The following is a 13012-nucleotide window of genomic DNA, read 5'->3' as shown; positions in this document are numbered from 1 at the left end:
GCGGCGGCGCCGTCACGGTCGCGGCCGGGACGGATGTGAACCTTATCCCGTGACCAGGCAGGCCGAACCTTCGCGACGTCCGCCCACTCGCAGAATCGCCCCGTCGGCCATCTGCCCCCACCATGCCCACCAACCAGTAGGTTGACCTAGTAAACCTTGTTCGTTTACGTTCGGGGGTGGACCCCTGCGTGAGTGGGTAAATCATCGAACTTCGAAGGAGAAGCGTCATGGCTGAAGCCGTCATCGTCGAGGCAGTACGGTCGCCCGTCGGCAAGCGCAACGGCGGGCTGTCGGGGGTTCACCCCGGTGACCTGTCGGCCCAGGTGCTCAACGGCCTCGTCGAGCGCGCCGGCGTGGATCCCGCCCTGGTCGACGACGTGATCTGGGGATGTGTCATGCAGGCAGGGGAGCAGGCGCTCGACATCGCCCGCACTGCCGTGCTGGCGGCCGGCTGGCCCGAGACCGTGCCCGGTGTGACCGTCGACCGCCAGTGCGGTTCGAGCCAGCAGTCGGTGCACTTCGCAGCCGCGGGCGTGGTCGCCGGTCACTACGACGTCGTCGTCGCCGGTGGCGTCGAGGTGATGTCGCGTGTTCCGATGGGCTCGTCGCTGGCCAACGGCGGTCATCCCTACCCCGAGGCGTTCCGCAACCGCTACAGCCAGACCCCGAACCAGGGCATCGGCGCCGAGATGATCGCCGAGCAGTGGGGCTTCGACCGCACCACGCTCGACCAGTTCTCTCTCGACTCGCACGAGAAGGCTGCCGCTGCCCAGGATTCCGGTGCGTTCGACGACCAGATCGTCGGCATCAAGGCCAAGGACGAGGACGGCAATGAGAGCGTCGTGCTCAAGGACGAGGGCATCCGCCGCGGCACGCCGATCGAGAAGATGGCTCAGTTGAAGCCGGCGTTCAAGGAGGACGGCGTCATCCACGCCGGCAACTCCAGCCAGATCTCCGACGGTTCGGCGGCGCTGCTGTTCATGAGTGCGGAGAAGGCGAAGTCGTTGGGCCTCAAGCCGATCGCCAAGGTGCACACCGCGGTGCTGGCCGGATCCGATCCGGTCATCATGCTGACCGCGCCGATCCCCGCCACCCAGAAGGCGCTGAAGAAGTCTGGCCTGCAGCTGTCGGACATCGGTGTGTTCGAGGTCAACGAGGCGTTCGCGCCCGTGCCGATGGCGTGGTTGAAGGACATCGGCGCCGACGAGAAGAAGCTCAACCCCAACGGCGGTGCGATCGCGCTCGGCCACCCGCTGGGCGGCTCCGGTGCGCGCATCATGACCACGATGCTCTACCACATGCGGGACAACGGTATTCAGTACGGTCTGCAGACCATGTGCGAGGGTGGCGGGCAGGCCAACGCCACCATCCTCGAGCTGCTGTGACGGAAGCTGTGACGGCACCCGCGGCGCTGACCGAGCGCCGCGGGAACGTCATGCTCATCACGATCAATCGGCCCGAGGCGCGCAACGCCGTCAACAGCGCGGTCAGCACCGCGGTCGGCGATGCGCTGCAGCAGGCGCAGGACGACCCCGAGGTGCGCGCGGTGGTGATCACCGGGGCTGGGGAATCCTTCTGTGCCGGAGCCGATCTCAAGGCCATCTCACGGCGGGAGAACCTGTTCCACCCGGAACACGCCGAGTGGGGCTTCGCCGGTTACGTGCGGCACTACATCGACAAGCCGACCATCGCCGCGGTCAACGGCACCGCGCTGGGCGGAGGCACCGAACTCGCGCTCGCCAGCGATCTGGTGATCGCCGAAGAGCGCGCCAAATTCGGTCTGCCCGAAGTCAAGCGGGGCCTCATCGCCGCCGCGGGCGGGGTGTTCCGCATCGTCGACCACCTGCCGCGCAAGGTCGCGATGGAGCTGCTGTTCACGGGTGAGCCGATGTCGTCGGCCGATGCCCTGAAGTGGGGTCTGATCAACCGGGTGGTCTCCGACGGCACCGCGGTCGAGGCCGCATTCGAGCTCGCCGAACGCATCACCAGCAATGCGCCGCTTGCGGTGTGGGCGAGCAAGCGGGTCGCGATGGGTGTCGACGACGGCGTCATCGCCGGTGACGAGGGCGGATGGTCGAGGACCATGCGTGAGATCTCGACGGTGCTCCGCTCAGAGGACGCCAAAGAAGGACCGCTGGCATTCGCCGAGAAGCGCCAGCCTGTTTGGAAGGCCAAGTAAGCACGCTGACGAGCGCTTGCGCGAGGAAGAGAAAGCATATGAAGAGAACGATTTACGACGCCGAACACGAGGCGTTCCGCGAGACCGTCAGGGAGTACATCGAGCGCGAGCTCGTACCCAACCAGGAGAAGTGGGAGACCGAGCGCATCGTCGACCGGTCGGCGTACACCGCGGCAGGCAAGTACGGCCTCATCGGGTTCAACATGCCCGAGGAATACGGCGGCGGCGGCTCAGATGACTTCCGGTTCAACGCGATCATCGATGAGGAGACCGCCAGGTCCGGCGTGCATGGACCGGCGCTGAGCCTGCACAACGACGTCGTGGGCCCGTATTTCAAGGAGCTGGCCAACGACGAGCAGAAGAAGCGCTGGTTGCCGGGCATCACCAGCGGTGAGCTGATTATCGCGATCGCGATGACCGAGCCGGGCGCCGGTAGCGATCTGGCCGGCATCCGCACCTCGGCGGTGCGCGACGGTGACGATTGGATCATCAACGGCTCCAAGACATTCATCTCGTCGGGCATCAATTGCGACCTGTGTGTGGTCGTCGCGCGCACCGATCCCGAGGCCGGCCACAAGGGCTTCTCGTTGTTCGTGGTGGAGCGCGACATGGAGGGCTTCACCAGGGGCCGCAAGCTCGACAAGATGGGCCTGCACAGCCAGGACACCTCCGAGCTGCACTTCGAGAACGTGCGGGTGCCCAACGCCAACCTGCTTGGCAAGGAGGGTCGCGGCTTCTACCACCTGATGACCAACCTGCCCTCAGAGCGGTTGGGCATCGCGATCTCGGCCATCGCCGGAGCCCGCGGGGTCTTCAACGAGACGCTGCAATACGCCAAGGACCGCAAGGCATTCGGCCAGCCGATCGGCAGCTTCCAGCACAATCGCTTCCTACTCGCCGAGATGGAGACCGAGCTGGAGGTCACCGAAAACTACATCGACCGCTGCCTACAGGGTGTGGTCGACGGTGAGCTGACCGCGGTCGAGGCGGCCAAGGCCAAGTGGTGGGCCACCGAGGTGGCAAAGAAGGTCGTCGACCAGTGCGTACAGCTGCACGGCGGATACGGCTACATGATGGAGTACCGCGTCGCGCGCGCTTACGTCGACGGGCGGATCCAGACGATCTTCGGTGGCACCACCGAGATCATGAAGGAGATCATCGGCCGCGACTTGGGTGTCTAGCCGGCCCGCCGGCGTGGCGTCTAGCCGGCTCTAGCGCCGCCCCCAACGCCAAAGCCCCCGAAACAACGGAGTTTCGGGGGCTTTCGCGTGTGCGGGCGAGATCAGCCGATCGGAGCGTCGCCTGCCGGCATCGGCTCCACCGGCGGGGCCGGCTCGGTGGTCTCGGTCGTCGTCGTGGTGGTCGTCGTCTCGCTGGTCGACGTCGCGGACGGCGTCACGGCCGCCGGCGCGTTGGCCGGATCGAGCACCGCGTCGATCAAGTAGATCCGGGCGTTCGCCGCCTGAATGCCACCGCAGACCACCTTGGCGGTTTCGTTGATCGTCACGTCGGCGTTCTCACCGGTCACCTTGATCTCCGCACCCTGCTGGGTGGGCCGCTGACCCTTGACGTCCTTGGGTCCGAGCAACCCGAGGAACACGTGGTAGTAGTCGAAGTCCGTCAGCGCGGCGGGGTCGGCCTTCAACGCGTCCAACTGCGCGGGCGGAAGCGCGGCGAACGCCTCGTTCGTCGGCACGAAGACCACGTACGGGCCGTTCTCCAGCACGGGCACCACGTTCACGGCGGGATTGAACCCACCCGAGATCGCGGAGTAGAAGGTGCTGGCCTCCGGGATGGCTTGCAGCGCCTGGCCCACGGGCAGGTTGTTCAGCGCCTTCCAGTCGGGCACCGCCTCCTTGAAGGCGTCACAGCCCTTCCCCTCGGGGTTCGGGATCTCGACCACCGCAGTCGTGGTCGGCTCGGCCGGTTGCTCGGGTGCGGGCGCGGGCGGATCGGCGTATGCGGTCACGGCCAGCGGCACCGAAAAGGCGATCGCGGCGATCCCGGCAGTGGCACCAAGGGCTTTGCTGGTGCGAGTCTTCACTTACGGCTCCTCAGCTAGACAGGTCGAAAGGCATGTTAGAGGCAGTGCTGCGTGCCTGCCAAAGTCGCCACCTCGCCAAACACCTGCTGTGGCCCATCTGACCTGGGCTTTGTCAATCTGCCCACATAGTGCCCCGAACGGCGGTGAAAGGCCGATGCATACGATGAGCCGCATGCCTGAGCCGCTGATCGTTCCCATCCGTGGTCGCACGCCGTCGCTGCATGCCGAGGCGTGGGCGGCGCCCAACGCGAGCCTGATTGGTGACGTGACGCTCGCGGCGCGGGCCAGCGTCTGGTACGGCGCCACGTTGCGGGCCGAGGCTGAGCCCATCGAGGTCGGCTTCGGGACCAACATCCAGGACGGGGTGATGGTCCACGTCGACCCGGAGTTCCCGGTCTGCATCGGCGAAGAGGTCAGCGTCGGCCACAACGCCGTACTGCACGGCTGTGTCATCGAGGACGGGGCGCTCATCGGCATGGGGGCGGTCATCCTCAACGGCGCGACGGTGGGACAGGGCGCCTTGATTGCCGCGGGTGCGGTCGTGCCGCAGGGTTTCGTGGTGCCGCCGCGGACTCTGGTCGCCGGGGTCCCGGGCAAGGTGCGAAGGGACCTCAGTGACGCAGAGGTCAATCACAACCGATACAACGCGCAGGTGTACCAGCATCTGATCGATCTGCACCGAGACGCGAAGGCCTAGATTCTCCCGGGATTCTCCCGGCTCCGATCCGGGTACAGGCCCTACCGTGAAACGTGTTCGAACTCTGGTGACCGGCGCGACCGGTTACGTCGGCTCCCGGCTCGTCAACGAATTGCTCACCGAGGGCCACGAGGTGGTCGCCGCCAGCCGAAATCCCGACCGGCTGGCCGAGTTCGGGTGGCAGGACCGCGTCGACGCCGTCGCGTTGGACGCCCACGACGAAGCCTCGGCGCGGTCGGCGTTCGCCGACGCCGGCCCGATCGACGTCGTCTACTACCTCGTACACGGCATCGGGCAGCCCGATTTCCGCGAGGCCGACAACCGCGCGGCGGCCAACGTGGCGAGGGCGGCCAAGGACGCCGGGGTGCGTCGCATCGTGTACCTCGGCGGGTTCGTGCCCGACGGTGACGAGCTGTCCGAACACCTCGCGAGCCGCGCCGAAGTCGCCGAGGCGTTGCACGTCGACGCCGGACCGGACGTGGTGTGGCTCGGTGCGGCCATCATCATCGGCGCGGGGTCGACGTCGTTCGAGATGCTGCGCTACGTGGGTGATCGGTTCCTGGTCATCCCGATGCCGTCGTGGTCGGTGAACCCGATCGACCCGATCTCGATCTGCGATGTGCTGCACTATCTCGTCGCCGCCGCCGACAGCGAGCGTGTGCCCGCCGGCGCGTACGACATCACCGGCCCGGAAACCACGTCGTATGCCGACCTGCTGCGTACGTATGCGCGAATCGCCGGAAAGTGGCGCGCCGAGCTGCCGGTCAACGGCGTCGACACCGGTCTCGTCTCGTGGGTGACGGGGGTGGTGCTGCCGGTGCCGGGCGGACTTGCCGCCGACCTGGTGCAGTCGTTGGACCATCCGATGATGGCTTCTGACACCCGGCTGCGCGAGTTCGTGCCGGACCCGCCTGCCGGGCTGATCGGCGTCGAGGAGGCGATCACGCGGGCGCTGGCAAGCCGTCGCCGTCGACCCGTCGACGAGCTCACCGACCCACACCACCTCGCCGACACCGACCCCGGCTGGGCGGGTGGGGACACACTGCGTCTGCAACAGGTGGCCGGTGCGGTCACACCGTCGGTCGTCCGGCCCGCGCTCGGGCTCATCGGCGGGGTGCCCGGACCCGTCGCCGGGGCGGTGCGCACGGGGGTGGACACGCTGCTGCATTTCGTGCCTAAGGTCGATCTGACGTGACGGAGGAGACGCAGACGCGCCCCGGCCTGCTTCGGGAGATCCGCGAGATCGTCAGCGCGTGCCCCGTTCCGCATCACGAACCACCCAGCGTCATACGGCGCAGGCGCATCGTCGTCGCGGTCGTGCTCGTCATCGGCGCCGCCCTGCTCGGTTATTCGCTGACCCGCCCGCCGGGTGACTCGTCGTTCTACTGGCTGACGTTGGCCCTGGCCGGGGTATGGGCGCTGGGCGCGTTCCTTTCCGGCCCGCTGCACATGGGATGCATCCGCTTCCGCGGCCGCAATCAACGACCCGTGATCACCGGCACCGCAGTGGGTTTGGCGCTGGGAGCGGTGTTCGTCATCGGCGGCCTGATCGCGCGCGAGATTCCCGGTATAAGCGAATACATCACTCGCGTACTGGAATACGCCAACTACGGACCCTTGGTCCTGGTGACGTTCATCACCGTCATCAACGGGCTGGCCGAGGAGATGTTCTTCCGCGGCGCGCTCTACACGGCGTTGGGCACGATGAAGCCGATACTGATCTCGACGATCTTCTACGTCATCGCCACCGCGGCCACCACCGGCAATCCGATGCTCGGCTTTGCCGCGATCATCCTGGGCACGATCTGCGCGTTCGAGCGCCGGATGACCGGCGGCATACTCGCACCGATGCTGACCCACTTCTTCTGGGGTCTGGTCATGGTGCTCGCGCTGCCGCCGATCTTCGGCGTCTGAATCAGCGCAGCGGGTGGGCCAGCTCGTCGCGACGCATCCCGGCCGCCCACACCGCGACCGCGGCGACCAGCACGGGAACGATACCCGCGACGAGGAAAATCGTCTGTGTCGAAACGACTTTCGACAGCGGTCCGACGATCGCGAACGACACCGGCATGAACGCCAGCGAGACGAAGAAGTCCAGGCTCGACACGCGGCCCAGCATCGCCGTCGGCACTCGTCGCTGCAGCAGGGTGCCCCAGATGACCATTCCGGTGCCGTCGGTGAACCCGATGACGAAGGTCGCGACCGCCATCACCGTGAACGACGAGGTGAAGCCGAACACGATCAGCGGGATGGCGCCGAAACCCCACATCGCCATCATCACCGACAGATACCGGCGCGGCATACGGCCCGACGACACGGTGAGTGCCCCGAGCGCGCTGCCGAGCCCGAAGAACGCCAGGATGAATCCGTACATCCGCGCGCCGTCGACGAAGCGGTCCTTGGCGATGAACGGCAGCAGCACTTCGATCGGTCCCAGGACGACCAGCACGAAGATGCTCGCGAACAGCAGCGTCCACAACAGCCACGGTGTGCCGAGCACGAACACGAAGCCGTCGCGAAGATCGCGCAGCACATGTGTGTGCTCCTGTGGCGCAGGTGGTTTCAGTGCCGGCCGGGTCGCGATGAGCAACACCAGGCCGACGGCGAACAGGGCGGCCACCGCCACCGCGCCCAGTGCGGGGAACGTCGCGCCGACGATCACGCCGGCGGCGGCCGGGCCGATCGCGCGCTGGAACACCGGGCGCACCACACCCTCCACACCGTTGGCCGCGAGCAGCTGCTCGGGCGGCAGGATGCGCGGAAGGATCGCACTGTAGGCGGGGAAGAAGAAGGCCGCTGCCGTGCCGAGGGCCGCCGCGCCCACCGCCAGGTGCCAGATCTGCAGTGCGCCAAGCATCCCCAGCGCCGCGACGGCGGTCGAGGCGAGTACGTTGACTGTCTCGACCGCGATGATGATCGCGCGTTGAGGGAATCGGTCCGCGGCGATCCCGCCGACCAACACGAACGCGACGAGCGCGCCGCCGAAACAGGTCGTCACGATCGACAGCGATACAGGGTCGTTGTTCAGGTCGATGACCTGCATGGCCAGTACCACCGCGAACATGCCGTCGGCGAAGATCGACAAGGTCACCGCGGCGATCAGCAGGCGGTACTCGCGGTTGCGGAACGGTGCGAGTACGCGCCAACCACCGGTGTTGCGCACCGGCTGTTGGATCTCGAATTGCGTACTCACCTGTCGATGGTTGCCGACGCGTAGGCGCCGAGTCCACCGATTTTCTTCGTGCGAGCGACCGCTTTTGTACGCCCGAACGCCGCGTGTCGCGGTGCAGACACGGTCGGTCGCGGCAGTAGAAGGTTAGAAGTCGGAGAAGTTGACCTTGCGGCGCTGCTGGAACGCCGTGATGCCCTCGATGAAGTCCGACGAGGTCAGCAGCGTCAACTGACCTTCGCGTTCCCGTCCGAGCGCGGGCTCGAACTCGGTGAGCGTTGCCGCGTTGATCGCGTGCTTGGTCTTGCGCAGCGCCACCGCCGGTCCCGACTTCAACGAGGTGAGCACCTTGTCGACCTCGGCGTCGAACTCATCGGCCGGATAGACCGCGGCCGCCAGACCCCACTCGAATGCCTCACGCGCCGAGACCTTTTCGGCAAGCAGCGCCATCCGCGCGGCACGGGTGCGTCCCACCGCCGCGGCCACCAGAGCCGAGGCCCCGCCGTCGGGCATCAGTCCGATCTTGGTGAACGCCAGCATGAAATACGCGTTCTCCGAAGCCAATACGACGTCGGAGGCCAGTGCCAGCGAGACGCCGACACCTGCCGCCGCACCGTGCACCGCCGCGACAACGGGTTGGGGCAGGTTGACGATCGCGCGGACCGCGTCGTTGGCGGCGTCCAGCACCGAGGCCGGCCCGTCGACCTCCTTCTGCGCCTGGTCGTCGTCGCCGATGCCGGCGCCCGAGCAGAAGCCACGGCCCGCACCGCCGAGCCGCACCACCTTGACCCGCCGATCGGTGGCCGCCGTCTGGAGGGTTTCGGCGATACCGGCCAGCATCGCCCGGTTCAGCGAGTTGAGGCTGTCGGGCCGATTCAGCGTCACCGAAAGCACACCGTCGGCGAGGTCGACCCTCAGAGCGTCGATACCGGTGTATGTGGGTGCGCCCGAATCGAGGGTTGTCATGCACTGCACCCTAGAACCGGACGACTTGGTTATACAAGTAAGCTATGTCGGCGATCCGGAAGCGATTGTCCAACGAAGGGCGGTAAGCATGGCGGGACCTCTGCAGGGGCTGCGGGTGATCGAACTCGCGAGCATCGGACCCGGCCCGCACGCGGCGATGATCCTCGGTGACCTGGGCGCTGACGTCGTCCGGATCGAACGGCCGGGCAAGCTCGGGGGAGTGCCCACCAGCAAGCGCGAGGCCACGCTGCGCAACCGTCGCTCGGTGGCCGCCGACCTCAAGAGCGACGAGGGTCGCGAACTGGTTTTGCGGCTCGTCGCGAAGGCCGACGTGCTGATCGAGGGCCTGCGCCCCGGTGTCACCGAACGGCTCGGTCTCGGCCCGGAGGACTGCGCGAAGGTCAACGAACGGCTGATCTACGGGCGCATGACCGGTTGGGGTCAGACCGGCCCGCGCCGCCTACAGGCCGGCCACGACATCAACTACATCTCGCTGAACGGTGTGCTGCACTCGATCGGGCGCGCGGGCGAACGGCCGGTGCCGCCGCTGAACCTCACCGGCGACTTCGGTGGCGGCTCGATGTTCCTGCTCGTCGGCATCCTGTCCGCGCTGTTCGAACGGCAGAACTCGGGCAAGGGCCAGGTGGTCGACGCCGCGATGATCGACGGGTCGAGCGTGCTGTCGCAGATGATCTGGGGCTTCCTGCAGGACGGGCTGTGGACCGATCAGCGAGGAGTCAACATCCTCGACGGCGGTGCGCCCTACTACGACACCTACACCTGCGCCGACGGCCGCTACATCGCGGTCGGGTGCATCGAGCCGCAGTTCTACGCCGCGTTCCTCAAGGGACTGGGCCTGGAGGACGCCGACCTTCCCGACCAGAACGACGCGGGCCGCTGGCCGGAGCTGCGCGCGAAGTTGACCGAGGTCATCGCCAGCAAGGACCGCGATCACTGGGCCGAGGTCTTCGCAGGCAGCGACGCCTGCGTGACGCCCGTGCTGTCGTTCAGCGAGGTCGAGTCCGAACCGCATATCACCGAGCGCAACACCTTCTATCGCGACGGTGAGCACCTGCAACCGATGCCCGCGCCGCGGTTCTCCCGCAGCACGCCGGCGGCACCCACGCCGCCCGGCCAACCCGGAGCCGACACCGAAGCCGTCTTACGAGACTGGGCATAGAGAAAGGAACACCCTCAAAGTGGAGATCAAGGACGCCGTAGCCGTCGTCACCGGTGGCGCATCGGGCCTCGGCCTGGCCACCACCAAGCGCCTGCTCGACAGGGGCGCATCGGTGGTCGTCATAGACCTCAAGGGCGAAGAGGCGGTCAAGGAACTCGGTGACCGTGCCCAGTTCGTCGAGACCAACGTGACCGATCCTGACGCCGTCAGCGCGGCGCTGGACGCGGCCGAGAAGATGGGCCCGCTGCGCATCAACGTCAACTGCGCGGGCATCGGCAACGCGATCAAGACGCTGAGCAAGGACGGGCCGTTCCCGCTCGACGGCTTCAAGAAGGTCATCGAGGTCAACCTGATCGGCACGTTCAATGTGCTGCGGTTGGCGGCGGAGAGAATCGCCAAGACCGAGCCCATCAACGGTGAGCGCGGCGTCATCATCAACACCGCGTCCGTCGCGGCATTCGAGGGCCAGATCGGTCAGGCCGCCTACTCCGCGTCCAAGGGCGGCGTGGTCGGGATGACGCTGCCGATCGCGCGTGACCTGTCGCGCGAGTTCATTCGCGTCGTCACGATCGCACCGGGTCTGTTCAAGACCCCGCTGCTGGGTTCGCTGCCGGAGGAGGCGCAGCAGTCGCTGGGCAAGCAGATACCGCATCCGGCGCGCCTCGGCGATCCCGACGAGTACGGCGCGCTGGCCACCCACATCGTCGAGAACCCGATGCTCAACGGTGAAGTGATCCGCTTGGACGGCGCGATCCGGATGGCTCCGCGATGAGCGCTTGCGCGAAGAGAAGAGAGCAGCGATGAGCATCAGGACGAAGTTCACCGAGACGTTCGGTGTCGAGCATCCCGTCGTGCAGGGTGGGATGCAGTGGGTTGGCCGCGCGGAACTCGTTGCGGCCGTCGCGAATGCGGGTGCGCTCGGTTTCATCACTGCGCTGACCCAGCCGACGCCTGCCGATCTGGCCAAGGAGATCGCCAAGTGCCGCGATCTGACCGACAAGCCGTTCGGGGTCAACCTGACGATCCTGCCGACGATCAACCCGCCGCCGTATGACGAGTACCGCCAGGTGATCGTCGACTCGGGCATCAAGATCGTCGAGACCGCGGGTTCGAACCCGGCGCCGCATCTGCCGATGTTCCACGAGAACGGGATCAAGGTGCTGCACAAGTGCACCTCGGTGCGGCATGCGGTCAAGGCGCAGAGCCTCGGCGTCGACGGCATCAGTATCGACGGATTCGAGTGTGCGGGCCATCCCGGCGAGGACGACATTCCGGGGCTGGTGCTGATCCCGGCGGCGTCGACCAAGATCGACATCCCGATGATCGCCTCCGGCGGGTTCGCCGATGCCCGTGGCCTGGTGGCGGCGCTGGCGCTGGGCGCCGACGGCATCAACATGGGATCGCGGTTCATGTGCACCGTCGAATCGGCGATCCACCAGAACGTCAAGGAAGCGATCGTCGCGGGCACCGAGCTCGACACGGAGCTGATCTTCCGGCCGCTGCGCAACACAGCCCGCGTGGCCAGCAACGCGGTGTCGCGTGAGGTCGTCGAGATCCTCAACCGCGGCGGTCAGTTCGAGGACGTCAAGGACCTGGTCGCCGGTTCGCGCGGGGTGAAGGTCTACGAGGTCGGCGATCTGGACGCAGGCATCTGGAGCGTGGGCACCGCGATGGGGCTGATCAACGACATCCCGACCTGTGGGGATCTGGTCGCGCGCATCGTCGACGAGGCCGAGGAGATCATCAGCGGCCGGCTCAGCGACATGATCGCCGACGACGAAGAAGAGAACGTGGCTTAAGAACGGGGATCGAATTTAGCGGGGCGGGTTCAACAAGGAAGCATCACAGAACCGGCTTCGGCCCTCGAGGCCGAACCGTCGGAGCGAATGCGCGACCCCTCGGCGCGCGTTCGGTCAGACGGCGGTGCGCAGGGTGTGCTCGTCGTCGAGCTGCTCCGAGGTATCGCCTTCTACCAGGACGTCGCCGTGGTAGAGCGCCTCGAAGTCGACCTTGATGACATCGGCACTGGTGTCGTCGATCCACATGTACTCGACAGTAGGGGTCACCCTTAAGGAATCTTTGAGTCACGATTCGGAATACTGTGGCAATTCTTACCGCCAAGTAGGGTCGCGGGCTACTCACCAGTAGCGATTTGCTGGCCCGCTAGGCCCCGGCCGTGAAGTGGATGGGGTTGGTGCCCAGCAGCGCCACCCAGGTCAGGATCGCGGCTGCGAATGCCACCACCAGCAGACCCACGGCTACGCGCCGACCCCACGACACGCGGCCCCACACCTTGGCGTCGACCGAGTACGCGCCCGCCCCGAGGAACAACAGTGCAGCGGCGCCAACCCCGATCAGGAACGGCACGTTGAACGGTTCGGACCAGAAAGCCGACTGCGACACGTTGACGGCCCAGGCATCGACCATCGCCGCGATCACCGCGCACGCAGCCAACGGCGTCAGCACACCGAAGATGAGTCCCAGGCCGCCGAGCGTCTCGGCCGCGGTGACCATGAACGCGGCCAACCCCGGCAACCGCCACCCGGCGGACTCCATGAAACCGACCGTGGTGCCGAAGTCGAAGGCCTTGATGAGGCCGGCCTGAAGGATGGCCGCGCCGACACCGATTCTCAGGATGAGCAGGCCGATGTCCATCGCAGTGTCGCGCGTGGTGGTGGCGGTGGTCGCCGCGTCTGTCGTTGTCATGTCGATTACGACTACCAGGAACGTCACAACTCATCGCGAAGAATCGCAGTGAACGCGGCGGGTCCGTGATT

Annotated in this window: 14 protein-coding genes; 9 read left to right on the top strand and 5 right to left on the bottom strand. The window is 66.7% G+C overall.

Going from position 1 to position 13012, the window contains the following annotated elements:
* Positions 1-227: 227 nt before the first annotated feature.
* Genes CEX88_RS06945 through CEX88_RS06935 form a run of 3 tightly spaced genes read left to right on the top strand, consistent with a single transcriptional unit; the run spans position 228 to position 3360 of the window.
* Entirely contained in the window at positions 228-1385 is a 1158-nt protein-coding gene (locus CEX88_RS06945) for a thiolase family protein (protein WP_066847446.1), read from the top strand.
* Positions 1382-2179, top strand: coding sequence for a crotonase/enoyl-CoA hydratase family protein (locus CEX88_RS06940; protein ID WP_066847449.1), 798 nt, complete (start codon positions 1382-1384; stop codon positions 2177-2179). The genes CEX88_RS06945 and CEX88_RS06940 overlap by 4 nt, the downstream gene beginning before the upstream one ends.
* Positions 2180-2217: 38 nt before the next feature.
* Positions 2218-3360, top strand: coding sequence for an acyl-CoA dehydrogenase family protein (locus CEX88_RS06935; RefSeq protein WP_094292921.1), 1143 nt, complete (start codon positions 2218-2220; stop codon positions 3358-3360).
* A 101-nt stretch (positions 3361-3461) separates the two neighbouring features.
* Here the strand turns inward: CEX88_RS06935 and CEX88_RS06930 are convergent, their stop codons facing one another.
* Positions 3462-4223 (bottom strand): fasciclin domain-containing protein, encoded by a 762-nt coding sequence (locus CEX88_RS06930; protein WP_066847453.1) that lies wholly within the window; start codon positions 4221-4223, stop codon positions 3462-3464.
* Positions 4224-4395: 172 nt separating this feature from the next.
* Between CEX88_RS06930 and CEX88_RS06925 the strand changes: the two genes are divergently transcribed.
* The 3 genes from CEX88_RS06925 to CEX88_RS06915 are packed head-to-tail and all read left to right on the top strand — an operon-like array spanning position 4396 to position 6834.
* The gene (locus CEX88_RS06925) at positions 4396-4920 is read left to right on the top strand and encodes a gamma carbonic anhydrase family protein (RefSeq protein ID WP_094292920.1); all 525 of its coding nucleotides are present in this window, start codon (positions 4396-4398) and stop codon (positions 4918-4920) included.
* 46 nt (positions 4921-4966) lie between these two features.
* On the top strand, positions 4967-6115 hold the full coding sequence (locus CEX88_RS06920) for an NAD(P)H-binding protein (RefSeq protein WP_094292919.1): 1149 nt from the start codon (positions 4967-4969) through the stop codon (positions 6113-6115).
* A 26-nt stretch (positions 6116-6141) separates the two neighbouring features.
* A complete protein-coding gene (locus CEX88_RS06915; protein WP_420799202.1) occupies positions 6142-6834 on the top strand; it encodes a CPBP family intramembrane glutamic endopeptidase in 693 nt (230 codons plus the stop codon).
* Between the two features lies 1 nt (position 6835).
* Here the strand turns inward: CEX88_RS06915 and tet(V) are convergent, their stop codons facing one another.
* Positions 6836-8083 carry a tetracycline efflux MFS transporter Tet(V) gene (gene tet(V), locus CEX88_RS06910; protein ID WP_202931405.1) on the bottom strand — a complete coding sequence of 416 codons (1248 nt, stop codon included), beginning with the start codon at positions 8081-8083 and terminating at the stop codon, positions 6836-6838.
* Positions 8084-8236: 153 nt separating this feature from the next.
* Positions 8237-9055 (bottom strand): enoyl-CoA hydratase, encoded by an 819-nt coding sequence (locus CEX88_RS06905; protein ID WP_094292916.1) that lies wholly within the window; start codon positions 9053-9055, stop codon positions 8237-8239.
* Positions 9056-9143: 88 nt separating this feature from the next.
* Between CEX88_RS06905 and CEX88_RS06900 the strand changes: the two genes are divergently transcribed.
* From CEX88_RS06900 to CEX88_RS06890, 3 genes are read left to right on the top strand one after another with little or no spacing between them, the layout of a single operon-like run.
* The gene (locus CEX88_RS06900) at positions 9144-10235 is read left to right on the top strand and encodes a CaiB/BaiF CoA transferase family protein (RefSeq protein WP_094292915.1); all 1092 of its coding nucleotides are present in this window, start codon (positions 9144-9146) and stop codon (positions 10233-10235) included.
* Positions 10236-10254: 19 nt separating this feature from the next.
* Positions 10255-11007: a 3-hydroxyacyl-CoA dehydrogenase gene (locus tag CEX88_RS06895; protein WP_094292914.1), complete on the top strand. Its 753-nt coding sequence runs from the start codon at positions 10255-10257 to the stop codon at positions 11005-11007.
* Positions 11008-11035: 28 nt separating this feature from the next.
* Positions 11036-12034, top strand: a complete 999-nt coding sequence (locus CEX88_RS06890) for an NAD(P)H-dependent flavin oxidoreductase (RefSeq protein ID WP_094292913.1) — start codon at positions 11036-11038, stop codon at positions 12032-12034.
* Between the two features lie 114 nt (positions 12035-12148).
* On the opposite strand, the gene CEX88_RS26500 is transcribed toward CEX88_RS06890, so the two are convergent.
* On the bottom strand, positions 12149-12280 hold the full coding sequence (locus CEX88_RS26500; RefSeq protein WP_090346444.1) for a hypothetical protein: 132 nt from the start codon (positions 12278-12280) through the stop codon (positions 12149-12151).
* A gap of 118 nt (positions 12281-12398) precedes the next feature.
* A complete protein-coding gene (locus tag CEX88_RS06880) occupies positions 12399-12941 on the bottom strand; it encodes a DoxX family protein (RefSeq protein ID WP_066847472.1) in 543 nt (180 codons plus the stop codon).
* Positions 12942-13012: the final 71 nt, after the last annotated feature.

Source organism: Mycobacterium neumannii (genome assembly GCF_002245615.1).
GTDB lineage: Bacteria > Actinomycetota > Actinomycetes > Mycobacteriales > Mycobacteriaceae > Mycobacterium > Mycobacterium neumannii_A.
The sequence above is the reverse complement of the archived record's forward strand: the minus strand, read 5'-3'. Positions and strand labels throughout refer to the sequence as shown.